Raw genomic sequence first — 24,006 nt, 5'->3', positions numbered from 1 at the left:
TCGGGTCACGCGCCAGCCGATTGGGCCCGCGCGATCGTCGCCGTCACGGTCCACAGACGACGGAACCCGCCGCAGGCGTATCTGCGACGGGTTCCGGCTCGGCGTTTCGCGAAGTATCAGTACTCCGGGAACAGCGTCAAGGCCCACTCGCCGACCGACTCGAGTTCCGGATTGGTTTCGACGGCCTTGGTGATGCCCAGCTTGATGTTGTCCAGCGTCGGCGCCGCGTTCTCCACCGTCGGCTCGATGGTCGGCAGCGGCTGCGCGCTCGCGGGCGCCGCGGCGAACGCCATCGCCCCGGCCATGGCTGCCCCCGCAAACCCTGCTCCGACCACCCGACGCACGACCTTCGCCCGCGTACCGCGTGCGCTCGTCTCGTTGATTCCCCGGCCCATCTCGTCGACCGCCTTTCCCCCGCCTCAGGCGCGAGTGTCGTGTGAATGACTGCAGTGAACCAATGTATGCGGTGATCGGGCCGCCGGGCACATCGAGATGGCTTGAGTCACAAAAGTTATCGGGCAGCGACAATTGCCAGTGAGGACCGGCGGTTCACCACAGCGCAGCGACTACCGGAAGCTCAGCACCTCGTCGCCCCACGCCCGGCGAATGTCGCCGTCGAGATCGTCGACGACGCGGTCGTCGGAATCGACGACCAGCGTGGACCGCGTCTGTTCGTCGAACATCGGCCACGGCAATGCACCGCCGTCATCCGGCACGCCGTGGTGGGCGAACGAGGTCCAGCGCCGTTGCAGCCGACCGGAGATCTCCTCGCCGGTCTTGCGTCCCCCGAGCTTGAACGTGATGTCTTTGGGCCCGGCGACGAGATTGCCCCAGACGTAGGGCAGTTCGGTGGCGTGCGTGGCCCCCACCCGCAGGGCCCGCAGCATCCGGGTGGCCCAGTCGAAGCGGTACAGGTAGACCGGTGTGTGCCGTCCGTGCGCTTCGGCAAGCCACACCGTGGGCATCCGGAAGGCGATGTCCCGCGCGACACCGAGACCGGCGACCTTGGGCCGCATCCCCGAGTACGCCGAGGTGATCTGCGCGCGCGGCGGCACCGTGACATCCGGGTACTCGGCCATCATGTCGGCGAACATCCGCTCGATGTCGCTGGGGGTGATAGGCATCAACGGCGACTTCATCCACTTGAACAGCGCCGCCTCGTCCTTGTTGGTCCCGATCAACAGGGGCACCGGCATCGATTCGCCGGCCCGGAACACATCCATCGGGTGCCGGGGAACCAGGTCGCCGTCGATGACCGGGGCGAACGCGATGGTGCCGGGATTGTCCACCGGAACGTCGGTGAAGACCGTCATCGTCGCCTCGGTGATCCGTGCGACGTCAACGGTGGCGAGTTGCTCGGCGTCGGCGGATCGCAGACCGAGCGCCGCCATCAGCTTCTCGGCGATCCCCGCCGAGCGCTCGTGGTCGTACATCGACGTCGCCGGTGAACTCTGTGCGATCGCCCGATGGAACAGACCGTCGGCGGCCGCCATCGTCAGCAGCGTGGTGACGATTCCGGCGCCCGCCGACTCACCGAAAACGGTGACGTTGTCGGGATCGCCGCCGAAGCCGGCGATGTTGTCGCGCACCCACTGCAGTGCGAGAAGAATGTCGCTGAGCGCCGCATTCGACTCGAACCGAGGCTGCGTTGAGTCGAGGAGGTCGTTGAGCGATGTGAGGTCGGCGAAGCCGAGTGCGCCGAGCCGATAGTTGAGCGTCACCACGACGACGCGGCCGTCGCGGGCGAGGTCGGTCGCCTCGTAGAGCGGCTGGCTTCCGCTGCCGAACACGTAGGCACCGCCGTGCAGCCACACCATCACCGGTAGCGCCTCATCGGCGACCGGCGCCCACACATTGAGGAACAGGCAGTCCTCACCCATCTGGGCATCGGCGCCCAATGCGATGGCGGGGTTGCGTTCCTGCGGACACACCGGGCCGAACTCGGTGGCATCGACGACGTCGTCGTGGGGTTGCGGGGGCCGCGCCCGACGCCACCGCAGGCCCCCGACCGGAGCCGCGGCGTACCGGATGCCGCGCCAGACGTCGACACCGTCGCGACTGCTGCCCCGAACCGGTCCGTGGGTGGTCGTCACGACCAGATCTGCTTCGCCCATGTCCCCATCGTGGCGCGAACCCGCACACCGCGCCCACAGATGTGACACACCGGTCACCTTCTACTCTCGGAACCGTGCCTATGACCGAGTTGATCGAGTTGCCCGGTGGCCGGTTCCGGATGGGCTCGGACCGGCACTACCCGGAAGAACAACCTGCCCACGACCGGGTAGTGGAGCCGTTCGCGATCGAACGCCATCCGGTCACCACCGCACAGTTCGCCGAGTTCGTCGCAGCCACCGGATATGTCACGGTCGCCGAGCAGGCGCCGGACCCGGCCGATTTCCCCGACGCCGACCCGGCCTCCCTCCTGCCCGGCTCGGTGGTGTTCACCCCGAGCGCGGCACCGGTGGACCTGCACGACTGGCGGGTGTGGTGGCGCTGGCAGCCCGGCGCAAGCTGGCGCCGACCGACCGGCACCGACAATCTCCTCGTGGCCCGCGCCGAGCACCCGGTGGTGCATATCGCCTACCGCGACGCCGCCGCCTACGCCGACTGGGTCGGCCGGCGCCTGCCGACCGAGGCCGAGTGGGAGTTCGCGGCCAGCGGCGGTCTCGACGGGCAGGAGTACGCCTGGCCCGGCGACGAGCTGCGGCCCGGCGGGCGCGACATGGCGAACACCTGGAAGGGCCGATTTCCGTACCGCAACGACGGTTGGGGAACGACGTCGCCGGTCGGCACGTACCCGACCAACGGGTTCGGCCTGCTCGACATGATCGGCAACGTGTGGGAGCGATGCTCGGACGTGTGGGTACCGCGTCACCCGGTGTCCGACACCGCAGCCGTCGATGCCGACGGTCGCCCGAACCTCCTTGCGCCCACCACGTCACCGCAGGTCATGCGGGTCACCAAAGGTGGATCGCATCTGTGCGCACCGGAGTACTGCCGCCGCTATCGACCGGCCGCGCGCTCGGCGCAGTCCGACGACTCGGCGACGTCGCATCTGGGGTTTCGGTGCGTGGTGTGAGTAGGCAGATCTCGCGCGGATGAAACGCGTCACAACCAGGAACACACCCCGCCTCCGAGGCCGTTGACTTCTCGGTTCTGGCGCCGGAGGCGGGTTGTTGGAGCCCCCCTGCCGGAGGCGGGTTGTTGGAGCCCCCTGTCAGGATTGAACTGACGACCGCTCGCTTACAAGGCGAGTGCTCTACCACTGAGCTAAGGAGGCATGCGTGCGCGAGTATATCGGCCGTGCGTTGGGATGGTTGAACCCCGTCCGGCTGATCGAGGACCGTCCGGCGACGATCGACACGATCGAGCCGGGCAGCATCATGGTCTCGCCGCGCAAACCGATCGACAGGTTCGACGTCGCGGCGATCACCGAGGTGCTCGACCTCGCCACCAAGATCGGTGCGGTCCTACTGGATTCGGGCACCGCTGCGATCGACACGCAGCAGCAGATCGCCTTCGTGTGCGGTGTCTACGGACTCGAGGACGTCGACGTCGACGTGACCTACAACACCATCGTGGTCAGCGCGCGCCGCGGAGCGACGTTGCCGCCCATCACGACGATGGAGCAGGTCTACTACCGCTCGATGGACTTCACCCGGTTGGCACAGATCGACCGGCTGGTCCGTCGTATCCGCGACATGGCGATCACACCGTCGACGGCACACCGCAAGGTAGACGAGATCATCACCGCGCCGCACCCGTATCCACACCGGATCGCGACCGGCGCCTGGGGCCTGATGGCCGCGGGTGTGTCGGTGTTGCTCGGCGGCGCCGAACTCGGCGCGCTCATCGCTTTTGTGACGACGGTCGTCATCGTGGTGATCAACCGCCGCCTCAATCGGATCGGTACCCCGGTGTTCTTCCAGCAGCTCGTCGGCGGATTCATCGCCGTGGTGCCGGCCGCCGCCGCGTTCGGTATCGCGCAGAACCTGAATCTGTCGATCGACCTGATGCCATCGTTCGTCATCGCGGCAGGCATCGTGGTGCTGTTGTCGGGGTTGTCGCTGGTCGGTTCGGTGCAGGACGCGATCACCGGCGCCCCGATCACCGGTGTCGCGAGATTCTTCGAGTTGTTGCTGATGACCGGTGGCCTCATCGGCGGTGTCGGTATCGCGATCAGCGTCCTGGAGCATGTCGGCATCTATCTGCCGACGATCACACCGCAGACCACCTTCCCGGCCGTCGAACTGCCGGTCCGTATCTTCGCCGGCGCCCTGGCCGCGTTCGCCTTCGCGTTGGCGAGCTACGCCGAGAAGCGCGCCCTTCCGGTGGCGTTCATGGGCGGTGCGATCGGCGCCGCGGTGGTCGCGTCGGCGTCCTTCGTCGCCGCGGTCGGTGACGTGGTGGCCAACGGTGTGGCCGCTGCCCTGGTCGGACTGGTGGGTGGTCTGCTCGCCCGCCGCGCGCTGACCCCGCCGCTGGTTGTGGCGATCGCCGGCATCACGCCGCTCCTGCCGGGTCTCGCGGTCTACCGCGCGCTCTACGGTTTGCTGGGGGATCAGACCCTCGACGGCATCACCTGGATGATGAACGCCCTGGGCATCGGCGCCGCGCTTGCGGCCGGTGTCACGCTTGGTGAGTTCATCGCCCGCTCGTTGCGGCGTCCGCAGCTGCCCGTCCGTCCGGCGTGGATGGGGATGCTGCGACGCAATCGACTGCAGGGGTATCGCCGACGCCCGTGACCTTCCCGGCGTGTGACCGGCGGCCGCCCGCGGAGCAGGTAACATCGTGATGCGCACACCAACGCCGGTCGTGCACGCGCCACCGGTCACCGCCGGCGGCACACCGCTGTGAAGCCAGAGGACTGTAATGCCTGCGAAAACCACCGACATCACCGACGACGAGTTGGAGCCGGTCGCCGACGAGACGGCAAGTTCCGCACGTCGCGTCGTCGCCGCCTACGCAACCGACGCCGACGAGTGCCGGATGCTGCTGTCCATGCTGGGAATCGCGCCGGGCGAGAACGCCTGAAACGCATGGCGGGGTCCGGGGACGAGTCCAACGGCGGGACCACCGCCGACCATGAGTTCGGTGACGCGCAGTTCGTGGTCGTCGCCAATCGACTGCCCGTCGACAAGGAGGTCCTCCCCGACGGGACGGTGAACTGGAAACGCAGCCCAGGCGGTCTGGTGACCGCGCTGGAACCGATCCTTCGGTCGCAGACCGGCGCCTGGGTGGGCTGGTCCGGTATTGCCGACTCCGACGACAACCCCGACATCGAGGGCATCGACATCCATGCGGTGCCGCTGTCCACGCAGGAGATCGCCGAGTACTACGAGGGGTTCTCCAATGCCACGCTGTGGCCGCTGTATCACGACGTTCTGGTCAAACCCGAGTATCACCGCGAGTGGTGGAACACCTACGTCGAGGTGAACCGACGCTTCGCCGAGAAGACCGCCACCGCAGCGGCCGAAGGCGCGATCGTCTGGATTCAGGACTACCAACTGCAGCTGGTCCCCAAGATGCTGCGGATGTTGCGCCCGGACCTCAAGATCGGCTTCTTCCTACACATCCCCTTCCCGCCGGTCGAGCTGTTCATGCAGCTGCCCTGGCGTACCGAGATCGTCGAGGGTCTGCTCGGCGCCGACCTCATCGGATTTCATCTGCCGGGCGGCGCCCAGAACTTCCTGTTCCTCGCGCGTCGACTCGCCGGCCAGGCCACCAGCAAGGGCACGGTCGGCGTCCGCTCACGGTTCGGTGTCGTGCAGGTGGGCTTCCGCACCGTTCGGGTCGGCGCCTTCCCGATCTCCATCGACTCCGGTGACCTCGACGCCAAGGCACGGTCCAAGGACATCCGCAAACGTGCCGCCGAGCTCCGCGAAGAACTCGGCAATCCGAAGACGATCATGCTCGGCGTCGATCGTCTCGACTACACCAAGGGCATCGACGTACGACTCGAGGCGCTCTCCGAATTGTTGGCCGAGCACCGGATCAAGCCCGAAGAGACCGTGATGATCCAGCTCGCGACGCCGAGCCGGGAACGTGTCGACAGCTATGTCCGGATGCGCGCCGGGATCGAACAACTCGTCGGCAACATCAACGGTGTCTACGCGACCGTCGGCCAGCCGGTGGTCCAGTATCTGCACCGGCCGGTGCCGCGCGACGAACTGATCGCCTTCTTCGTCGCGGCCGACGTGATGCTGGTGACGCCGCTGCGCGACGGGATGAACCTGGTCGCCAAGGAGTACGTGGCGTGCCGCAGCGACCTCGGTGGCGCCCTCGTGCTCAGCGAATTCACCGGGGCCGCAGCCGAGTTGCGCTCCGCCTATCAGGCCAACCCGTATGACCTCGACGGCGTCAAGGACGCGATCGAGGCTGCGGTGCAACAGTCCACCGAGGACGGCCGCAAACGCATGCGTGCGTTGCGTCGCCAGGTGCTCGCCCACGACGTCGCCAAATGGGCCGAGAGTTTCCTCGGCACACTGGAGTCGGTGACCGAGACCGCCGCCGACCCCAATCGCGGGGTACATCTGGTCCAGGGTGGAACGGAATCGTCGGACAGCAACGAATGAGCGCCACGGGCATCCCCGCAGACTTGCGCGAGTCACTGACCGCCGCCGCTGCAGTACCCACGCTGTTGGTCGCCTCCGATTACGACGGATGCATGTCGCCGTTGGTGTCACGCCCGGAGGATGCGGTACCCAACCCGGCGTCGGTCGCCGCCATCGAAGCGGCCGCAGCCCTCGCCGATACGGCGGCCGCCGTGGTCTCCGGCCGGGAGCTGGCGGTGTTGGCCGACCTGTCCGGGGTGAAGGGTCCGGTGACACTCGTCGGCAGCCACGGCAGCGAGTTCGACACCGGCTTCGTCGAGGAGATCTCCGAAGCACACCGCGAGCTACTTCATCGGTTGATCGACGAACTACGTTCGATCGCAGCAGATCACCCTGGTTCGCGGGTGGAGACCAAACCGGCCAGCACCGTGCTGCATGTCCGCAATGCCGCACCGGCCGACGCCGACGCAGCGCTCGAGGCGGCGCGATCAGGCCCCGCGCGATGGCCCGGAGTGCATGTCACCGAAGGCAAAGAGGTCATCGAGCTCGCCGTCATCGAGACCAGCAAGGGCCACGCCCTCGACGTGCTCCGCGACCGGGTCGGCGCCGACGCGGTCATCTACCTCGGCGATGACGTGACCGACGAGAAGGCGTTCGCGCACCTCGATTCCGAGCGCGGCGACGTGAGTATCAAGGTCGGCGCGGGTGACACCATCGCCACCCATCGGATCGGTGACACCGACGACGTCGCAACGGTGCTCGAGTTCATCGTCGCACGGCGGCGGGAGTCGACAGGCCGATAGTGCAGTCTGGCTGCGATCGATGTCGTCGACCGGCGAAGCAACGCCGCGGTCTGGGCTCCGTGTCCGTCCGCATCACCGCTGAGCCTGTCCGGATGGATAATCCAGTCGACCACTGCCACAGGTGATGCTCGCGGACACGTCCGAAACGGATAGGTCGCGTGGAATGCGCCCACCGCAGTCGAGGTCAGCCCACCGCGCCCGCCCCCACCAACGGATCAACCGTGCGCGCCCGTTTCGCCGACTCGCGGATGACGCGATGGACAAAGCCGAGCTTGCGAACCACCGGCCGCGGGATCTCGAACGGGTGCAGCGGACGGGCCCCCATCGCGCCGTTCACCCGATTGAACATGGTGGACAACCACTTCCAATCGTAGAGCAACCGTTCGATCGGCTCGTCGGCGTAGGACTGCAACGGCACGATGTCACGGTCCATGGTGAACACGACTTGCGCACTGCTCAGCATCAACCCGGATTCACGCGCGGTGTCGATGGTTCCGGTGATGTGCAGGTAGTGGGCGAAACACTCCGCGAAGTCCTCCCACGGGTGCATCGTCGCGTACTCGGAGATGAAGGAGTCGCGCCAGTTGCGCGGCGGACCGTAGGTGTAATGTCTGTCGATCGCGTCGGTGTATGAGGCCCGCTCGTCGCCGAAGAGCTCCCGGGCCTCATCAAGGTATTCCGTTGCGCCGTCGCCGTGCCGAAAATGACCGAGCATCGTCCGGTAGGCCTCGCCGAGGTCGACGCGCAGCCGTTCACGATGGGCGTCGAGCGATTCGGCGAGGTCGATGGTGATGACACCGTTGGCATGTCCGATGGTCACCGGCCGGCCGGTGGTCTGGCTCGACAACAGGTCGAAGGCAAGGCCGCCGTCGGTGCGCCAGAACGGCTCCACCGGCAGGCCCAGATCGACAAGCTGATACACCAACATGCGCAAGTCGCGGGTGGTGGAGTTGAGTTTTTCCAAAGCGATCGTGTCATCCGGATCGGGTTGCCGTCGGACCAGCGAGCACGGAAAACACCGGCCCCGCAGCCCGATCGACTCCGGCCCCACTTCCGCGGGGGTGACCCAATTGCAGCCGGTGCGGGTGCGGTTGGCACAGTACACCCAGCGTCGGCCGTCGATCAGCACGCCATCCTCTGCGACGACAACCAGTGAACGACTCGGAAGGTGGACGCCGACAGCGGTTCCGCATTGAGGACACTGCCGTGGGACGAACCCCGACAACGCGTTGCAGACGGGGCACGAGAGCGCATGCACAGCGCTCAGCCTATCCCGATTCGGGCCTCTCCGGTGTCGGTCGGCAGGTCGCCGGCCACCACGGCGGTCACCTTGTAGGAGTTCAGGTTGATGGTGCCCCGATGGTTGTCGAGGAACGCCGTGTCGGCGGCGTCGCGGCCGGTGGCGATCCGCACCATGGACTGCCGCGGCGCCAGCCCGGTCGCGTCGACCACCACCCACCGTCCGTCGACCAGTGCCTCGGCGACCGCGTGGAAGTCCATCGGGTCGCAGCCCGGCGCGTACACCGCGACCAGTCTGGCCGGGATGTTCAACGCACGCAGCAGAGCCACCACCAGATGTGCATAGTCGCGGCATACCCCGGCATTGGCGAGCAAGGTGTCCGCGGCTCCGTCGATCGGGTCGCTGGCGCCCGGGATGTAGCTGAGCCGATTCTCGACGTATTCGGCCACCTGCTGCAGCAGTTCACTGGGCGGCAAGTTTATGTCGAACTGTCCGGCAGCGAATCCGAAGAACTTGTCGGCCTCAGCGTATCGACTGGGCCGCAGGTAGATCGAATGGTCGGTCACCTCGACCGCGATGGGGTCGGCCGGTGCGGTGACCGATGCCGAGTAGTCCACCACCACCAAGCCTGATTCGACCTGGATGCGGTGGATGCGGGATCCGTGCTCGCCGACGATCTCCTCGGGTTCGACGGCGTCGCCGTCGATGGTCATCGACAGTTCCTCGGTGAGGTCGAGACCGGGCAGCTTCGCCACGGTGATCTGGAATTCGAGCTCCGTGGCAGCGGTGACGTACACCTCGAGGTTGGCGGAGACATCGCGCGTGGCTGTGGTCATGCCCCAACGGTAGGCGATGGCTCACCGGTGGTCGCGGCGACGGGGTCGGCATAGACAACACTGAGCGCCATCACCACGGCCGCACTCTCCTGCACGCGCAGACCGAACTGCGACGGCGAGATCTCGAGCGGGCGGGCGATGGTGGTCGCCGCATCGAACGCGGCCTGCACGGGTGCCAGACCGTGCGGGTGAGCGGCGAACGCGTCGCCGGCGACGACCACACCGTCCGGGTTGAGGACGTCGCGCAGCATCGCGACCACACCACCGAGTACCTCGGCACGCTCATCGACGATCGCCGAGTCGTTCTCACCGACGCCGAGCCGTCGGGCCGCGGACTGCGCGGCACCCCGGCCGATCACATCCTGCAGGACGGGTCGCGCCGCGGAGGCGAGATGGGGTGCGACGACAGGCAGATGCGCGATGGAACCGGCGCCGCGCAGCGGCATCAACACCTTCCCGTCGACAAACATCGCCATGCCGACGGTCTCGCGGGCATAGAAGAACAGGCCGGTACCCACTATCTCCCGCGGCGAACTCAGCAACAGTTCGGCAGCCGCCATCGCCTGCACGTGCTCGCCGACCGAGACCGGCACGCCGAGAGCGGTGGCCAGCATCTGCCCCACCGGGACACGCCGCCAGCCGAGAACCGGATGGTCGATTCGTCCCGTTGCCGCATCCACGGCACCGCCGGCGGCGACACCACCCCACAGCAACCGACGCCCGCTGAACCGGTCGACGAGTTCGGCCAGCTGATCGCACAGATCACCGACAGCCGCCTCGTCGCGCGGTGTGCGGACCGCATGGCTGTACAGGGTCCGTCCGCCGAGGTCGGCGATGGCCAGCAGTGTTCGCCGTGCGCCGATGTGCATTCCGGCGACGCACAATGTGTCTCGGTCGATGGTGAGGGGATGTTTGGGTCGCCCGATACCGCCGGGGTCCACCAGATCGGGCCGGTCGACGATCAGACCGATCCGCGACAATGCGGCGACTTGACGGTTGATGGTCGCCGGTGACAATGCGGTCGCGGCGGCCAGGTGATCACGCGTCACGGGGCCGCTGACCCGGATGGCGTGCAGCACGGCCGCGGCGGGCGTGGAGCCGACCTGCAGGGCCGCGGGCACGACTCCGGTCGACGACATGCTCCAAACTTAGCAACGCAGTGCCGTCGCTAAGCTGAGGTCATGAGCAGCTCCCTCGAACACGGCACGACGGACACGGACAAAAAGATCGCGGTGGTGACCGGCGCGAGCTCGGGGATCGGCGCGGCGACCGCACGTCAGCTTGCCGAACAGGGCTATCACGTCGTCCTCGGCGCCCGACGTACCGAGCTGATCGACGAACTCGCCGCGGAGATCGGCGGCACCGGCCGTCGCCTCGACGTCACCGACGAGGATTCGGTCGCGTCCTTCGTCGACGGACTCGATACCGTCCATGTCCTGGTGAACAACGCCGGCGGCGCCAAAGGGCTCGATCCCATCGCGACCGCAGACCTCGACGACTGGCGGTGGATGTATGAGACCAACGTCCTCGGCACGCTGCGGATCACCAAGGCGCTGCTGCCCGCACTGATCGCATCGGGCGACGGCCTGATCGTGACAATCTCCTCGATCGCGGCCCTCGAGGCGTACGACAACGGCGCCGGCTACACCTCCGCGAAGCACGCACAGGGTGTGCTGCATCGCACGCTGCGCTATGAGCTGCTCGGAAAGCCGGTGCGCCTCACCGAGATCGCACCGGGCATGGTCGAAACCGAGTTCTCGCTTGTCCGGTTCGGCGGAGATCAGGACCGCGCCGATGCCGTCTACCAGGGCCTGACCCCATTGACCGCCGACGACGTGGCCGAGGTGATCGGTTTCGTCGCCTCGCGGCCGCCGCACGTGAACCTCGACCAGATCATCCTGAAACCGCGAGATCAGGCCTCGGCTCGGCGAAACATCAAGACGGGGTAGGCGCGCCCACCCGTACCCGACGAACTCAACCCGCCGGCGCCGCCGACCGCGGCGCACCGGATGGCGTTGCCGGCGCATCGATCTGGTCGGGATCACCTTGGATCGCCGACATCCCGGTCCAGGTGTCCCAGTCGAAGATCCAGTCGAAAATGTCGCCGTCGGCCTCCGACAGATCGATGCGGGTACCGGTCACCTCCACCGGGTCGCCGTAGACCGCGGTCTCGAAGTAGCGTTGCGCATTCTCCAGTGACAGATTGATGCACCCGTTCGTGACATTCGACGAACCCTGCACCCCAATGGTTTCCGGGTTGGCGTGGATGAACTCGCCGTTGTTGGAGATGCGGACGGCAAAACGTTCGCGGACGTTGAAGTACCCCGCCGCGGGATTGCTCATGTAGAAGTCCTCGTACTTCTCGGTCACCACGTGGATGCCCGAGCGGGTGACGTTGCGATCCAGGTCGCCCTCGCCATAGCTGCAGGGCAGTGTCATCAGCTCGGCACCGTCTCGCAGCACCACGATCTGATGCGACGACGCCTCGGCCTTGACGATCTGTGACCGCCCGATACCGAAGTCGCTGGTCACATCCGCCGCGCCATAGGCGCCGCCGCCGTGGTCGACGCCGTAGAGGTCGGCCGACATGTGGACCTTGGTGCCCGGCACCCAATAGTCCTTGGGCCGCCAGTGCACTCGTGACCCGTTGTCCTCGCCGAGCCAGGCCCAGGCACCCTCGGTTTGCGGTTCGGTGGTGACGCTCAGCGCCTTCTCGACGGCTTCCTTGTCATCGACCGTCGCATTGAACTTCAGGATGATCGGCGCGGCGATACCGACCTCTTGGCCGTCGCCGATGTTGACCACCACGTTGATCTGCGACTCTGGGGTCAGCGTCGTGAACGTCCCTTCGACCGGCGCGGTGACCCGGTCGCTGCCGATGGCGCTGCCCTGCCACGTGTATTCCGACCCGTACCCCAGAGGTTCGGTGATGGTGAAGGTGGTCTGGTCATCCGACATCTCCCCCTGCACCACCTTGCCGTTCGGGTTGAGCAGCTTGATGTCGGGATTGAGTTGACCGTTTTCGGCTTTCACCGAGAACGTGTCGGTGGGGTTCGGGGCGTCCGGCGAGTCGAGCGAAGGCGTGAACACGACCTGCACGGTGGGCTCGGCGGGTCCCGCGTTTTCGCTGGCGGAGTCGCCGCCCGAACACGCGGCAACCGCCGCACCGACAGCGCCGAGTCCGGCGGCGGCAAGGACGGTGCGACGAGTGACGAGAGATTTCGCAGTCATAACACCTCGAGCCTACCGAGCGAATGTCCGGAAAACCCCATCTGCCAGCTGTGATCTGGCTGAAAAACCGACGATCACCCGGGCAGGTGGGCGCGCTCACCTTCGTGGTCGAAGATCGACACGATCTCGGCCGGCCCGTCGACGGCGGCCATTCCGTGGGGCACCATGGTCGAGAACTCCGCCGCCTGGCCGGTAGGGACCGCGATCACCCGCTCCCCGAGGTGCAGCCGGATGGTCCCGGAGATGACCGTGAACCATTCGCGGCCAGGGTGAACGCCCAGGTTGTTCGGGTCCACGACGTGCTCTTCGGCAATCCGCATCTTGGCCACCGTGACCCCACCGGGAGTCTGATCCCGCGATAGCTTCCACACGGTCATTCCGGCTGTCCGGTGCGACTCTGGACGGATCACCACGTCCTCGTCGTTGGACGGCTCGACCAGCTGATCCAGGGTGGTACCCAGGGCGCGCGCGATCGGTACCAATTGGTCGAGTGCCACGCGGCGGTGCCCGGTCTCGATGCGACTCAGCGTCGACGGACTCAGGAAGCAACGCGCGGCCAGCGAGTCCAAGGTCCACCCCTTGGCGACCCGCAGCCCACGAATCCGCTGACGCACCACCGCATCAATTTCTTGCTCCATGCGCAAGACTGTATGCCAATCCAGCATTCCCTCGCTACCGTCGACGGTATGCCTCAGTCCGCACAGCCACCGCATGCCGGGCATCATCCCGGTCACGACGCACACCGACACCATGGCCATCACCACAGCGCCCACGACGCGCACGTGCACGATCCGGCCACCGCCGACGCGATGGTCGAAGGCATGGCCGAGGTACTCGACCTCGACGCGGCGGCCTCCGGCGGATTCGTCGACGATCTCGCCGAACGCATCGCCGACCTGATCGCCGCGCCACGCTCCGTCGTCGACCTCGGGTCGGGCACCGGAGGGCTCACCGCGCGCCTCGCGGCCCTCTTCCCGTCGGCACAGGTCACCGCGCTCGACAATGCGCCGGACATGCTCGACCGCGTCCGCGACGCGGCCCGGGCCGCCGGTGTCGGCGATCGTGTCCGGACGCAGGTCGCCGATCTCGACACCGCACTGCCGGGCGATCTTGCCGACCTCGACGTGGTGTGGTCGTCGTCGGCCATGCACCACTTCGCCGCGCCGGCGGACCTACTCGGCAATGTCCACGCCGCAGTCCGGCCCGGCGGCCTGCTGATCGTGGTGGAGCTCGACGGCCTTCCCGCTTTCCTCCCGCCCGACACACCCGATGGACAGCTGGAGCGTCGCCTGCACACGATCATGACCGAGCGCGGGGCCAACGCCCACCCCGACTGGTCGCCGGTGATCGTCGGCGCCGGCTTCGACCTGCTCGAGACCCACGCCATCACGAATGCACCGGCACCGCCGGATCTCACGAGTCGCTATGCGCACGCCTGGATCTCGCGGATGGCGCACGGCCTGGCCGAGGAACTGTCCGACACCGACCGGTCCCGGCTCGATGACCTGCTCGCCCCCGCCGGACCATCGTCGCTGGGCACGCGCGAGGACCTCACTGTCAGCACCCGCCGCACCGCATGGATCGCCCGGCGGCCCGAACACAACCAGGAGAAACCATGAGCAGCAAGAGTTTCGACGTCGCGATCGTCGGCGGCGGCCCCGCCGGGCTGAGCGCGGCCACCACCCTGGCGCGGTCCCTGCGCTCGGTCCTCGTCGTCGACGGCGGCCAACCCCGCAACGCCCCAGCCGACGGCGCCCACAACGTCCTCGGCCAGGAGAACATCTCACCGACCGAACTTCTGGACCGCGGGCGGGCCGAGGCGCGCAGCTACGGAGCGGATTTCGTCTCCGATGAGGTGATCGACGCTGCGCGTGGCGACAACGGCACGTTCACCCTGACCCTCGCCGGCGGCGACACGGTCGACGCACGGCGCGTGCTGCTGGCCACCGGTCTCGTCGACGAGCTACCCGAGGTACCCGGAGTGCCCGAACTCTGGGGCTCCACGGTGCTGCACTGTCCGTTCTGCCATGGATGGGAGGTACGCGGTCAGCGGATAGGCATCCTGGGCACCGGGCCGATGGCCGTCCACCAGACGTTGCTGTTCCGCCAACTGAGCGACGATGTCACGTTGTTCACCCACACCATGGGCGAGATCGAACCCGCCGAGCGCGAACAGCTCTCGGCACTCGACGTCGCCATCATCGATCAGACGGTGGACCATCTCGACATCGCCGACGGCACGCTGGCGGCCGTCGCACTGACCGACGGCGACCGTATCGAACGGGACGCACTGGTGGTCGCGCCGAAGTTCGTGGTCCGATCCGCGCTCTACTTCAGCCTGGGGGGAACGCTCACCGATCACCCGATGGGGCAGTATGTGGCGGCCGATCCGATGGGCGCCACCGACATCCCCGGTGTGTGGGCCGCCGGTAACGTCACCAACCTTGCCGCCACGGTCGCGGTGTCGATGGGTGCGGGCGTAACCGCAGCCGGCGCGCTGCACATGGATCTCATCACCGAGGACACACGCCGCGCGGTCCAGGCCCGACGCTCACGCGCCCTCGCAGATGCCCACGAAGCTGTCTGACCGCCGCGCCGCGGTCAGTCGGCGAAGCCGTCGAGCACCGCACGCGACCCGGACAGTCCGAGCCGGGTCGCGCCTGCGCCGATCAGCTCCGCCGCGAACTCGGGTGTGCGGATGCCTCCGCTGGCCTTCACCCCGACCGTCTCGCCGACCGCGGCACGCATGAGGCGGACCGCCTCCACGCTCGCGCCGCCGGATGGATGGAAGCCGGTGGAGGTCTTCACGAACGTCGCACCCGCCTGCGCCGCGCGACGACTGACCTCGGTGACCGTGTCGGGGCCGGCGAATTCGAGCAGCGCAGCAGACTCGATGATGACCTTCAACACCACGTCGCCGATGGCTTCGCGGACGGTCAGCACGTCGGCGAACACCTCGTCGAAACGCCCGTCGACCGCGGCGCCGACATCGATCACCATGTCGACCTCCTCGGCTCCGGTGTCGACGGCCAGACGGGCCTCGGCCGCCTTGACCAGCGAATGATGCTTGCCCGACGGGAACCCGGCCACCACGCAGGTCTTCTGCTCGCCGGTGTCGATGGGCAGCATCGACGGCGACAGGCACACCGCATAAACGCCCAGGTCGGCGGCCTCGGCGACGGTGGCCTCAGCGTCCGCGCGGGTGGCCTCGGGTTTGAGCAGAGTGTGGTCGATGAGGGCCGCGACATCGCGCCGGGTCAGGTCGGTGGTGATCACACAGACGAGCTTGGCACACTGACAGACGTGGCAGCATCAGAGCCGACGCCCGCAGCGGCCGTCGCGGCATCGACGACATCGTCCTCCCCCGACAGCGATCGGCGGTACGTCCTGACCCTCGGATGCCCCGACCGCACCGGAATCGTCGCGCGGATCTCCGGGTTCCTCGCCGAGATCGGCGGCTGGATCACCGAGGCGGGGTATCACTCCGACAGCGAGACCGGGTGGTTCTTCACCCGGCAGACCGTGCGGGCCGGATCGGTCCGGATCGGCCTCGACGAGATGCGCGAACGCTTCGCCCGTGAGGTGGCCGCCGAAATCGGCTCCGACACCGAGTGGCGGCTCACCGACACCGGCGCACCGAAGTCGGTGGTGCTGCTGGTCAGCAAGGAGAGCCACTGCTTGGTGGACTTGCTCGGCCGTGCGCATCGCGGCGAACTGCCGGCCAACGTGTCCGCGGTGATCGGCAATCATCGGGATCTCGAAGAGCTCGTCACCCGCTTCGATGTCCCGTTCCACCACGTGCCGTTCCCATCCGACGGCAAGGCGCAGGCATTCGATGAGGTGGCCACCGTGGTCGAGCAGTACGCACCAGATGCCGTGGTGTTGGCGCGATTCATGCAGATCCTGCCGCCACAGCTCTGCGACGCGTGGGCAGGCCGCGCGATCAACATCCACCACAGCTTCCTGCCCAGCTTCGTCGGCGCCCGCCCGTACCACCAGGCGTTCGCACGCGGTGTCAAACTGATCGGCGCCACCTGCCACTACGTGACCGCCGACCTCGACGCGGGACCCATCATCGAGCAGGACGTGATCCGGGTCGATCACAGCGACACCGTCGCCGACATGGTGCGCCAGGGCCGCGACATCGAGACGATGGTGCTCTCCCGCGGCCTGCGCTGGCATCTGGAGGACCGCATCCTGGTGCACGGCCGCAAGACGGTCGTCTTCACCTGACGTCACCGCGGATTCGTAGTATCGACCGGCGTTTTTCCGCCGGTTGATACTACAAATCGTCAGAAGCCGAAGTCGCCGAAGTCTCCGAAATCGCCGCCGCCGTCGAAGAAACCGCCGCCGGAGTCGCCACCCATGTCGCCGCCACCGAAGTCGCCACCGGCATCGCCGGCGTCACCACCGGCGTCTCCACCGTCGAGTGCGCCGGCGTCCGATCCGTCACCTGCACCGCTCTCGAAGGCGTTCGCATCGTAGTTGACACCCGCCATGCCGGAGAACAGCGCCGAGAACAGGAACATCGACCCGATGCCCCACGCGCCGGCGACCAGGGCGGGCTTCCACCACGGCTCGGAGTACCAGCCGGCCGGCACCGGGCGCCCGGCGACACGACCACCGGGATAGTAGTTGGGGGTTCGCTCCGAGGGGCCGGGCGACGCCTCGATCTGCCGGCCCTCGAAGTCGACCGTGCGGTCTTCGGTAACCGCGCCGGCGCTCTTCTGACCCTCGAGTTCGGGCACGGGTGGGCCCGGGTCGAGATTCATGGCGGTGCGGGCCGCGCGGACGTAGTAGAGACCCTCCAGCGCGGTCTGTTTGGCCAGGCGCGCCTGCGCCGGCGACGTCGCCTGCTCGATCTGCGATCCCGCGGCGTTGTAGCGTTCGCCGGCGTCGGCGAGCGCCTGCTTGGATGCGGGGTCGTCACCCACCAGCATGAACACCTGGCCGCCGAGCCGTTCGATGGCTTGGCGCGCATCGGCTTTGGCGTCGTCGAGCTGGCGAGCGGCGTTGGCCCCGGATCGTTGCTGCGACATCACCACGATGCCGACAACCACCACGACGACCACCGCGATCAAGATCAGTGCGCTCATCTCTTCCTCCGTAGGGGGTACACCTGCGCTGCCCTCCCGGGAGACCGCGGGGGCGCTCCGCCAAGATCGGCAAAATCGGACATCTCCCAGCGTACCGACGATCGTCGGCTCACCGCCGCGTCCGCATTCGGCGGCGGTCGCTCAGGCCGCCGAGCAGCCGCCGGAATCTCCGGTCATCTGACCCGACAGCGCCACATCCTGCCCGTCGACGGCGAAGTCGACGCCCTGGTCGGTCACCTTCATGTTCTGCACGGTGACCTCGTCGAACAGCGGGCCGAACATCGAATCGGACACACTGTCGACCACCTGCTGGGCGAAGTCGGAGGGGATGCCGAAGATGAAGGCGTTGGCCTCGACCACCTCGAAGTCGACGCGCCCGTCCTGCAGCACGGGTTTGATCGTGGTGGACACCGGGATCGGCAGGAAGGCGAGCTGCACCGCGGAATCGACCTTGATGGTCCCGTCGGCGGCATTGCCGGTGATCGACTCGATACTGGCGCCCTGCATCAGGCTGCTCGCCCCGTTGCCGCCGTTGCCCGAGGTCGACGGATCGGGGCTTGCGGTGGCCGACTCGCTCATCGCGACCACCCGATCGAACGGGATGAACCCGGTGCCGACCAAGGAGCGGATGTTGGTGGTGTCCCCGTCGCCGGTGATGCCCTCGGCCCGCGCATGCAACCGCATCTGGCCGGGCTCGTCGGCGGTGTCGATCTGGACGAACGGGATGTCGTTGCCGAAGCCCTGCAACAGCATCGGCTTGCGACTCAACGACACCGAGGTCTCGGTACCGGTGAGGTCGGTGAAGGCGCTCTCCATGCAGTCGGTCGCCTGGTTGCGCAGATAGAGTTCGCTGCCGACGGCGGCGATCACCAACACCAGGACCACCGCCACCGAGGCCAGTGCGACGATCTTGCCGGTGCTGCGCCGTTTGGCCGGCGCCGACGACACGACACCGGGCTGCGCTTCGGGCGGTATCGGCGCGAAACCGTCGGTCCCACTCGCCGGGAACCCGCCGGTCTCCCCGGGGCCGAACTGAGCGGTCTCGGTGCGCGGCACCTGCGAATAGGCGCGCGGTGACTGATCGGTCGTCGCCGCGGCGTCGAGCCGCGCGGTGTGATCGTCCGGGTACGGATGGGCACCCGGCTCGTCGGGACGACCCGTCTGCGGGGTGGGCTCGTTGTCGGACCGCTTCTGCGGGTCCTCGCCGGCTGCCGGCCGGTCGGTGTTCTCGCTGTCGGTCATGTCGTGCGGTCCTCAGTTGCTGCTCGGTGCCGAGACCTGTCGGATGGGCCGTTCGTTGTCGAGCACGGCCAGGGCTTTGCGTGCCTTCTCCACTGCGTTCACATCGATCTCGTGGACCCCGACCTGCACGCTGTCGTCGTATGCGGCGACCACGGTACCGAAGGGATCTGTGAGTTGGCTGTGACCTGTTCCGGTGGGTGCCGACGACTCGGACACCTGCTGATCGGTGGGTACCGCCTGCCCCACGGCGACCACGAAACTGGTCGAATCCAGTGCCCGCGCGGTGGCCAGCACCTGCCACTGGTGCACCTTGCCCGGGCCGGCACCCCACGATGCGGGCACCACGATCACCTGCGCGCCGCTGCGCGCGAGTTCGGTGAACAGCGCGGGAAAGCGGATGTCGTAGCAGGTGGCGACACCCACCGTGACGTCGCCGATCGTGAAGGTGACCGGGTCATCGCCCGGCGCAACGGTCCGGGACTCGGTGAAACCGAAGGCGTCGTAGAGATGGATCTTGTCGTAGGAGGTGCGCGACCCGTCCGGGGCGGCGATGAGCAGCGTGTTCGCGACCCGATCGCCCGCGGGCGTGAACATCCCGGCGACAACGGTGACCCCGTGGCGTTCGGCGATCGACGACACTCCACGCGCCCACGGACCGTCCACCGGCTCGGCGACCGGGCCCAGCGGGACGCCGAACCGGCACATCGTCGCCTCGGGCAACACCACCAGATCGGCGTTGTCGGCGGCGGCCTCGGCCACCGCTGCCTCCACGAGCTCCAGGTTCGCCGCCGGGTCTGTGCCGGAGGTGATCTGCGCCATCGCAATTCGCATGGCCACCAGCGTACGGACCGGCACGCTGCTGACAACCGGCTGATCATGGGGCATTCGCACGATCAGATGACGGATCAGTCGGGAGAAACCACCGACCACGGCACGGTGAGCACATTGTCGACCGATCGGCCCCGGCCGATGACCACCGGGATGCCGCCCGCACGCATCGCCGTCAACGCCTGGCGCCACCGAGTCCGCGGGCCGTAGGCCGCGTGACCGGCCGCAATGTCCCAGGCACGGTCGGCCCGGGTCAGCAGTTCATGAATCCGTTCGCCCGCAACATTGTGGTGGATCAACGCCTTCGGCAGACGTTCCGCGAGTTCCGAGGGTCGCGCCGTGTGTTCTGGCGACCAGCTCAGCGTCAGCGTGCGCGGCCCGGCGGCGTCCAGCACGATCCAACAGCAACGGCGACCGATCTCGTCGCAGGTGCCCTCCACGATGAGCCCGCCCGGGGCCAGCGCATGCCGCATCTGCGCCCAGGACGCGGCCACCTCTTCTTCGTCGTATTGCCGCAGCACGTTGAAGGCCCGAACCAGCTGCGGACGCAAGCCCGCGAGTTCGAAGCCGCCGAGGGCGAATCGCACCTCGTCGCGGGTACCGACGATGCGCTCGGGATCGATCTCCAGGCCCACCATCTCGAGGTTCGGCGCAATCGTCCGCAGGCGCCGCGCCATCTCGACGGTCGTGTCGGGGCGCGCCCCGTAGCCGAGGTCGACGACGAGCGGACGGGGCACCGAACCGAGTGCGATGCCGATCGCGGCGTCATGCACCATCCACCGGTCCACCCGCCGGAGCCGGTTGATGTTGGTGGTGCCGCGGGTGATGCGGCCGAGCGGCCTACTCTGGCCGGCCCCGCCGGCGCTCAGAGGTTCTTCTTGACCCAGTCGGCCGCGTATTCGGCTTCCGCGCGGAACAGGTCGACGAGATTGACCAGCATCAGCTGTTCGAGCTTGCCGTTGACGAACGGGATGAACACCTTGACCTCGGTGGTCTTGCGGATGGTGCAGCCGGTCTCGGTGGGGAAAAGTTCCTGCCACCCCTGCAGGCTGCCCGGGCCGGCCGGGATCGACGCGGTGTAGTCGCCCTTGGTGTTGTCCGGGTCGAACGCGCCGAAGGTCTCCTCGCGGGTGATCACCATGTCCTTCATCAGCACGGTCTGCGCGAGCGCCGGCAGCTGGTCGCGGCCGATCGTCTGCTTGAGCACGACCTTCATCCCGGTCTCGTCGGCGGTGAACGAGTCGACCGCACAGTGCGGGGAGATCATCTGGAAGCCCGCCATCATGTCGTCCCAGTACTGTCGGGTGCTCTGCGCCTGGTAGAGCGTTTCCGCAGGATGGGTGAAGCGCGCCGAGTAGCTGAGCCGTCGTGCCATGGCGACCAGGCTACGTTACCGATTCGTTGCTTCCCAATTCGTTGGCGATGTCATGGCGCCGGCCCCTTCAGCGATGCGACGCCTCCCACGACACCGTCTGCTCGTGTTCGGCGTCGAGCAACTCCACGAGTTGGTCGATGATGGCCTTCTCGATCTTGCTGCCGACGAACGGAACGCTGACGTCGACGTCGGCGGTATATCGGGTGGTCGCCGGGTCACCACTGATGGCCACGGCCCCCGCGACCTTCGCCGGCGCCCCGGACACCGTGGCGGTCATCTCACCGGCGATCTCGTCGCCGACGAGCCGGAAGGTGTTCCGGCGCGGGATCTGCGCGTCCCCGTTGAGCACCTTGGACACCATCGACGGCAGCTTCTCCGCCGGCACGCCCTGCTGCATCGCCACGGTCACCGTGTCCCCGGACACCTCGAACGACTCGAGTTTGCCGTGGCTGGAGTTGATGGCCTCGAGCAGATCCCGCCAATAGTCTTCCGACGACAGGACCTCCCACAGCCGCTGAACCGAGAAGGGATAGGACACCGTGTGTTCCATCGTGCTGGCCATGAGGGGGACACTACCGGAGTACGACGACCCGGCTACCGTTACACGGGTGAGTGAGAGCGGCCCGCGGCACCCGACACCGACGACCCAGGACACGCGGCTGTCGACGATGACGACGCTGCGCCTGGGCGGGCCCGCACGCGCGGTGCACAGATGCCGCGAAACCGACGACCTGGCGCAAGTCGTCACGACCCTCGATCGCGCCGGGGATCGCTGCCTCCTGGTCGGGGGTGGATCGAATCTGGTGGTCGCCGACGAGGGCTTCGACGGCACCGTGGTGCTCATCGAGACATCCGACGTGGTGTTCGGCGACGAGGACGGCGTCCCATTCGTCACCGCTCAGGCCGGTGTCGGCTGGGACGATCTCGTCGCGACCACCGTTCAGGCGGGCTTCGGTGGACTGGAGTGTCTTTCGGGCATCCCCGGTGCCGCGGGCGCGACACCGGTGCAGAACGTGGGCGCCTACGGCGTCGAGGTGGCCGATCTGCTGCGCAGCGTCGAACTGCTGGACCGTCGATCGGGACGACGGCATTGGGTTGCGCCGAGTGCGCTCGAACTCGGCTACCGCACCAGCAATCTCAAGCATCGTGACGATCACGTGGTGCTCGGGGTGTCGTTCTGGCTCAACGCCGATCGGATCAGCCGACCGATCCGCTACGGCGAACTGGCGATCGCGCTGGGGGTCGAGCCCGGCGCTACGTCCGACGCCGCCGCGGTGCGCGATCGGGTGCTGACCCTGCGACGCGGCAAGGGCATGGTGCTCGACCCCGGCGATCACGACACCTGGAGCGCGGGCTCGTTTTTCACCAACCCGATCGTGTCCGACGACGATGCCTCGCAGGTCCTCGACCGCATTGCCACGCGCCTCGGGGCGCAGACCCGAGTGCCCACCTACCCTACCGAGGGTGGGATCAAGTTGTCGGCGGGATGGCTGATCGAGCGGGCCGGCTTCACCCGCGGATATCCGGGACCGGCAGCCCCGGCCCGATTGTCGACCAAACACACTCTGGCACTGACCAACCGCGGCACCGCCCGCACCGCAGATCTCCTCGATCTGGCCCGGACGGTCCGCGACGGGGTGCACGAGGCATTCGGCATCACCCTGTATCCGGAGCCGGTGCTGGTCAACTGCGAGCTGTAGACCCCGCCGGTTCGGGGCGGGTGACCTCGGCCAACACCTCGTCGAGCAGTTCGTTGTACCGTACGCTCGCCTCGATGCTCGACATGTGCCCCACACCCTCAAGGCTCACGAGCTCACGGAGTACACCGTTGCGCCGCAACACTTCTGCCATCTCTTCGGCGTGTACGGGTGGGGTGAGCCGATCCTCGGTACCCACCACGACGGTCGTCGGCACGCGGAGTGCGTCGAGACCCGCGGTGACGTCGAGTTTGCCCATCGCCGATCCCCAGCCGGCCCGTGAACGCGGCGGGCAGGCCATGATCATGGCGTCGACGAAGTCGACGTGCGCCTTGCGCGCCTGCGGCCCGAGCGCGATGTAGTGCGACAACCAGGCGGCTCGATCGGTGTGCGGCACCGGAATCGGCGACGACGTGACAAGCCTGCCGACCGTCGACTCGAACGGTTTGGTGTAGCGGGGCAGCCCCACCGGGATGAGCAGGTGGTTCTGCATCACCGCCTTGGCGGCGGTGGAGGTCAGCACCACCGACGACACCCGCGACGACACCTGATCGGCGTACTGCGCCGCCCACGACATGATCGTCATGCCGCCCATGCTGTGGCCCACCAGGATCGCCCGACGCCCGTTGGGCACCGTGGCCTCGATCACCCGATTCAGGTCCTGTCCCAACATGGCGATGGTGGGCCGCACCCGGCCGAGTTCGCTGGCACCGTGCCCACGCTGGTCGTAGGCGATAACGGGACGGTCACCGGCGAGATGGTTGATCTGCGGATACCAATAGGCGGTGTTGCAGGTCCAGCCGTGCACCATCACCACGACGTCGCCATCAGCGTCGGCGGGCCCATACCTTTCGACGTTGAGCCGCACCCCGCCGCTGCTCTCGACCGTGATTCGTCGCGGCGGCTGTTGCGGCACACTCAGAAGATCGTCGGGCCCGTCGTCGACGGCGCGCTGCGCGCGGAACGCTTCACGCAGCATGCCGGCGAAGATGGTCCCCACCCCGGCGGCGAGGACACCCACACCCACCGCCGCTCCTGCTCCGGCGGCGATCGCGATTGCGCGACGTGCCGATCGCCTCGTTGTCGATTTCTCGGTCATCGTTC

General features: G+C 67.5%; 25 protein-coding genes and 1 tRNA gene. 10 read left to right on the top strand and 16 right to left on the bottom strand.

Annotation, left to right across the window (positions count from 1 at the left end; translation table 11 throughout):
* Positions 1-116: 116 nt before the first annotated feature.
* Complete coding sequence (locus tag VX037_RS05760) at positions 117-395, bottom strand: hypothetical protein (protein ID WP_235723979.1); 279 nt, start codon at positions 393-395, stop codon at positions 117-119.
* A 171-nt stretch (positions 396-566) separates the two neighbouring features.
* Positions 567-2,114, bottom strand: a complete 1,548-nt coding sequence (locus VX037_RS05755; RefSeq protein WP_266060382.1) for a carboxylesterase/lipase family protein — start codon at positions 2,112-2,114, stop codon at positions 567-569.
* An 80-nt stretch (positions 2,115-2,194) separates the two neighbouring features.
* Here VX037_RS05755 and VX037_RS05750 point away from each other — a divergent pair, with 80 nt between their 5' ends.
* A complete protein-coding gene (locus VX037_RS05750; protein WP_266060548.1) occupies positions 2,195-3,079 on the top strand; it encodes a formylglycine-generating enzyme family protein in 885 nt (294 codons plus the stop codon).
* 126 nt (positions 3,080-3,205) lie between these two features.
* On the opposite strand, the gene VX037_RS05745 is transcribed toward VX037_RS05750, so the two are convergent.
* Positions 3,206-3,280, bottom strand: a tRNA-Thr gene (locus tag VX037_RS05745).
* A gap of 4 nt (positions 3,281-3,284) precedes the next feature.
* Here VX037_RS05745 and VX037_RS05740 point away from each other — a divergent pair.
* From VX037_RS05740 to otsB, 4 genes are all read left to right on the top strand, one after another.
* A complete protein-coding gene (locus tag VX037_RS05740) occupies positions 3,285-4,745 on the top strand; it encodes a threonine/serine ThrE exporter family protein (RefSeq protein ID WP_235723977.1) in 1,461 nt (486 codons plus the stop codon).
* Positions 4,746-4,872: 127 nt separating this feature from the next.
* Complete coding sequence (locus tag VX037_RS05735; RefSeq protein WP_006330670.1) at positions 4,873-5,034, top strand: hypothetical protein; 162 nt, start codon at positions 4,873-4,875, stop codon at positions 5,032-5,034.
* Between the two features lie 5 nt (positions 5,035-5,039).
* Complete coding sequence (locus VX037_RS05730; RefSeq protein WP_266060377.1) at positions 5,040-6,575, top strand: alpha,alpha-trehalose-phosphate synthase (UDP-forming); 1,536 nt, start codon at positions 5,040-5,042, stop codon at positions 6,573-6,575.
* Complete coding sequence (gene otsB / locus VX037_RS05725) at positions 6,572-7,357, top strand: trehalose-phosphatase (RefSeq protein WP_235723975.1); 786 nt, start codon at positions 6,572-6,574, stop codon at positions 7,355-7,357. The genes VX037_RS05730 and otsB overlap by 4 nt, the downstream gene beginning before the upstream one ends.
* A gap of 184 nt (positions 7,358-7,541) precedes the next feature.
* On the opposite strand, the gene VX037_RS05720 is transcribed toward otsB, so the two are convergent.
* Genes VX037_RS05720 through VX037_RS05710 form a run of 3 tightly spaced genes read right to left on the bottom strand, consistent with a single transcriptional unit; the run spans position 7,542 to position 10,572 of the window.
* Positions 7,542-8,615 carry a zinc-binding metallopeptidase family protein gene (locus VX037_RS05720; RefSeq protein ID WP_328713536.1) on the bottom strand — a complete coding sequence of 358 codons (1,074 nt, stop codon included), beginning with the start codon at positions 8,613-8,615 and terminating at the stop codon, positions 7,542-7,544.
* Positions 8,616-8,620: 5 nt separating this feature from the next.
* Complete coding sequence (locus VX037_RS05715; protein ID WP_235723973.1) at positions 8,621-9,433, bottom strand: transglutaminase-like domain-containing protein; 813 nt, start codon at positions 9,431-9,433, stop codon at positions 8,621-8,623.
* Positions 9,430-10,572 carry an ROK family transcriptional regulator gene (locus tag VX037_RS05710; RefSeq protein ID WP_328713534.1) on the bottom strand — a complete coding sequence of 381 codons (1,143 nt, stop codon included), beginning with the start codon at positions 10,570-10,572 and terminating at the stop codon, positions 9,430-9,432. The genes VX037_RS05715 and VX037_RS05710 overlap by 4 nt, the downstream gene beginning before the upstream one ends.
* Before the next feature lie 42 nt (positions 10,573-10,614).
* Between VX037_RS05710 and VX037_RS05705 the strand changes: the two genes are divergently transcribed.
* The gene (locus VX037_RS05705) at positions 10,615-11,382 is read left to right on the top strand and encodes an SDR family NAD(P)-dependent oxidoreductase (RefSeq protein WP_235723971.1); all 768 of its coding nucleotides are present in this window, start codon (positions 10,615-10,617) and stop codon (positions 11,380-11,382) included.
* A gap of 25 nt (positions 11,383-11,407) precedes the next feature.
* Here VX037_RS05705 and VX037_RS05700 read toward each other — a convergent pair whose 3' ends face one another.
* Both VX037_RS05700 and VX037_RS05695 read right to left on the bottom strand, forming a co-directional pair.
* On the bottom strand, positions 11,408-12,664 hold the full coding sequence (locus tag VX037_RS05700; RefSeq protein WP_235723970.1) for a L,D-transpeptidase: 1,257 nt from the start codon (positions 12,662-12,664) through the stop codon (positions 11,408-11,410).
* Positions 12,665-12,738: 74 nt separating this feature from the next.
* Positions 12,739-13,302, bottom strand: coding sequence for a helix-turn-helix domain-containing protein (locus tag VX037_RS05695; RefSeq protein WP_235723969.1), 564 nt, complete (start codon positions 13,300-13,302; stop codon positions 12,739-12,741).
* Positions 13,303-13,350: 48 nt separating this feature from the next.
* Here VX037_RS05695 and VX037_RS05690 point away from each other — a divergent pair, with 48 nt between their 5' ends.
* Both VX037_RS05690 and VX037_RS05685 read left to right on the top strand, forming a co-directional pair.
* Complete coding sequence (locus VX037_RS05690; protein WP_235723968.1) at positions 13,351-14,283, top strand: class I SAM-dependent methyltransferase; 933 nt, start codon at positions 13,351-13,353, stop codon at positions 14,281-14,283.
* Positions 14,280-15,251 carry an NAD(P)/FAD-dependent oxidoreductase gene (locus tag VX037_RS05685; protein WP_235723967.1) on the top strand — a complete coding sequence of 324 codons (972 nt, stop codon included), beginning with the start codon at positions 14,280-14,282 and terminating at the stop codon, positions 15,249-15,251. The genes VX037_RS05690 and VX037_RS05685 overlap by 4 nt, the downstream gene beginning before the upstream one ends.
* 14 nt (positions 15,252-15,265) lie before the next feature.
* On the opposite strand, the gene deoC is transcribed toward VX037_RS05685, so the two are convergent.
* Positions 15,266-15,940, bottom strand: a complete 675-nt coding sequence (deoC, locus tag VX037_RS05680) for a deoxyribose-phosphate aldolase (RefSeq protein WP_235723966.1) — start codon at positions 15,938-15,940, stop codon at positions 15,266-15,268.
* 27 nt (positions 15,941-15,967) lie between these two features.
* Here deoC and purU point away from each other — a divergent pair, with 27 nt between their 5' ends.
* Positions 15,968-16,897, top strand: a complete 930-nt coding sequence (purU, locus tag VX037_RS05675) for a formyltetrahydrofolate deformylase (protein WP_287015421.1) — start codon at positions 15,968-15,970, stop codon at positions 16,895-16,897.
* 59 nt (positions 16,898-16,956) lie between these two features.
* On the opposite strand, the gene VX037_RS05670 is transcribed toward purU, so the two are convergent.
* The 6 genes from VX037_RS05670 to VX037_RS05645 form a co-directional block, all read right to left on the bottom strand.
* Positions 16,957-17,760 (bottom strand): DUF1542 domain-containing protein, encoded by an 804-nt coding sequence (locus tag VX037_RS05670; RefSeq protein WP_328713532.1) that lies wholly within the window; start codon positions 17,758-17,760, stop codon positions 16,957-16,959.
* A 141-nt stretch (positions 17,761-17,901) separates the two neighbouring features.
* A complete protein-coding gene (locus VX037_RS05665) occupies positions 17,902-19,002 on the bottom strand; it encodes an LmeA family phospholipid-binding protein (RefSeq protein ID WP_235723964.1) in 1,101 nt (366 codons plus the stop codon).
* 12 nt (positions 19,003-19,014) lie between these two features.
* A complete protein-coding gene (locus VX037_RS05660) occupies positions 19,015-19,833 on the bottom strand; it encodes a carbon-nitrogen hydrolase family protein (RefSeq protein WP_328713531.1) in 819 nt (272 codons plus the stop codon).
* A gap of 74 nt (positions 19,834-19,907) precedes the next feature.
* A complete protein-coding gene (locus VX037_RS05655) occupies positions 19,908-20,657 on the bottom strand; it encodes a class I SAM-dependent methyltransferase (RefSeq protein WP_372475042.1) in 750 nt (249 codons plus the stop codon).
* A 38-nt stretch (positions 20,658-20,695) separates the two neighbouring features.
* Positions 20,696-21,205, bottom strand: coding sequence for a DUF2505 domain-containing protein (locus tag VX037_RS05650; protein ID WP_266060361.1), 510 nt, complete (start codon positions 21,203-21,205; stop codon positions 20,696-20,698).
* A 67-nt stretch (positions 21,206-21,272) separates the two neighbouring features.
* Positions 21,273-21,767, bottom strand: a complete 495-nt coding sequence (locus VX037_RS05645) for a DUF2505 domain-containing protein (RefSeq protein WP_287015416.1) — start codon at positions 21,765-21,767, stop codon at positions 21,273-21,275.
* A gap of 106 nt (positions 21,768-21,873) precedes the next feature.
* Here VX037_RS05645 and VX037_RS05640 point away from each other — a divergent pair, with 106 nt between their 5' ends.
* Positions 21,874-22,905 carry a UDP-N-acetylmuramate dehydrogenase gene (locus tag VX037_RS05640; RefSeq protein ID WP_328713688.1) on the top strand — a complete coding sequence of 344 codons (1,032 nt, stop codon included), beginning with the start codon at positions 21,874-21,876 and terminating at the stop codon, positions 22,903-22,905.
* On the opposite strand, the gene VX037_RS05635 is transcribed toward VX037_RS05640, so the two are convergent.
* Positions 22,889-24,001, bottom strand: coding sequence for an alpha/beta fold hydrolase (locus VX037_RS05635; RefSeq protein ID WP_235723959.1), 1,113 nt, complete (start codon positions 23,999-24,001; stop codon positions 22,889-22,891). The genes VX037_RS05640 and VX037_RS05635 overlap by 17 nt on opposite strands.
* Between the last annotated feature and the right edge of the window lie 5 nt (positions 24,002-24,006).

It is taken from the genome of Gordonia sp. Z-3 (genome assembly GCF_036233855.1).
Lineage (GTDB): Bacteria > Actinomycetota > Actinomycetes > Mycobacteriales > Mycobacteriaceae > Gordonia > Gordonia tangerina.
The sequence above is the reverse complement of the archived record's forward strand: the minus strand, read 5'-3'. Positions and strand labels throughout refer to the sequence as shown.

Excerpts from the sequence above, each read along its gene's own strand:
- VX037_RS05760 (WP_235723979.1), bottom strand. The coding sequence starts at position 395 with ATGGGCCGGGGAATCAACGAGACGAGCGCACGCGGTACGCGGGCGAAG.
- VX037_RS05755 (WP_266060382.1), bottom strand. The coding sequence starts at position 2,114 with ATGGGCGAAGCAGATCTGGTCGTGACGACCACCCACGGACCGGTTCGG.
- VX037_RS05750 (WP_266060548.1), top strand. The coding sequence starts at position 2,195 with ATGACCGAGTTGATCGAGTTGCCCGGTGGCCGGTTCCGGATGGGCTCG.
- VX037_RS05735 (WP_006330670.1), top strand. The coding sequence starts at position 4,873 with ATGCCTGCGAAAACCACCGACATCACCGACGACGAGTTGGAGCCGGTC.
- VX037_RS05730 (WP_266060377.1), top strand. The coding sequence starts at position 5,040 with ATGGCGGGGTCCGGGGACGAGTCCAACGGCGGGACCACCGCCGACCAT.
- otsB (WP_235723975.1), top strand. The coding sequence starts at position 6,572 with ATGAGCGCCACGGGCATCCCCGCAGACTTGCGCGAGTCACTGACCGCC.
- VX037_RS05715 (WP_235723973.1), bottom strand. The coding sequence starts at position 9,433 with ATGACCACAGCCACGCGCGATGTCTCCGCCAACCTCGAGGTGTACGTC.
- VX037_RS05710 (WP_328713534.1), bottom strand. The coding sequence starts at position 10,572 with ATGTCGTCGACCGGAGTCGTGCCCGCGGCCCTGCAGGTCGGCTCCACG.
- VX037_RS05705 (WP_235723971.1), top strand. The coding sequence starts at position 10,615 with ATGAGCAGCTCCCTCGAACACGGCACGACGGACACGGACAAAAAGATC.
- VX037_RS05700 (WP_235723970.1), bottom strand. The coding sequence starts at position 12,664 with ATGACTGCGAAATCTCTCGTCACTCGTCGCACCGTCCTTGCCGCCGCC.
- VX037_RS05695 (WP_235723969.1), bottom strand. The coding sequence starts at position 13,302 with ATGGAGCAAGAAATTGATGCGGTGGTGCGTCAGCGGATTCGTGGGCTG.
- VX037_RS05690 (WP_235723968.1), top strand. The coding sequence starts at position 13,351 with ATGCCTCAGTCCGCACAGCCACCGCATGCCGGGCATCATCCCGGTCAC.
- VX037_RS05685 (WP_235723967.1), top strand. The coding sequence starts at position 14,280 with ATGAGCAGCAAGAGTTTCGACGTCGCGATCGTCGGCGGCGGCCCCGCC.
- VX037_RS05670 (WP_328713532.1), bottom strand. The coding sequence starts at position 17,760 with ATGAGCGCACTGATCTTGATCGCGGTGGTCGTCGTGGTGGTTGTCGGC.
- VX037_RS05665 (WP_235723964.1), bottom strand. The coding sequence starts at position 19,002 with ATGACCGACAGCGAGAACACCGACCGGCCGGCAGCCGGCGAGGACCCG.
- VX037_RS05660 (WP_328713531.1), bottom strand. The coding sequence starts at position 19,833 with ATGCGAATTGCGATGGCGCAGATCACCTCCGGCACAGACCCGGCGGCG.
- VX037_RS05650 (WP_266060361.1), bottom strand. The coding sequence starts at position 21,205 with ATGGCACGACGGCTCAGCTACTCGGCGCGCTTCACCCATCCTGCGGAA.
- VX037_RS05645 (WP_287015416.1), bottom strand. The coding sequence starts at position 21,767 with ATGGCCAGCACGATGGAACACACGGTGTCCTATCCCTTCTCGGTTCAG.
- VX037_RS05640 (WP_328713688.1), top strand. The coding sequence starts at position 21,874 with ATGACGACGCTGCGCCTGGGCGGGCCCGCACGCGCGGTGCACAGATGC.
- VX037_RS05635 (WP_235723959.1), bottom strand. The coding sequence starts at position 24,001 with ATGACCGAGAAATCGACAACGAGGCGATCGGCACGTCGCGCAATCGCG.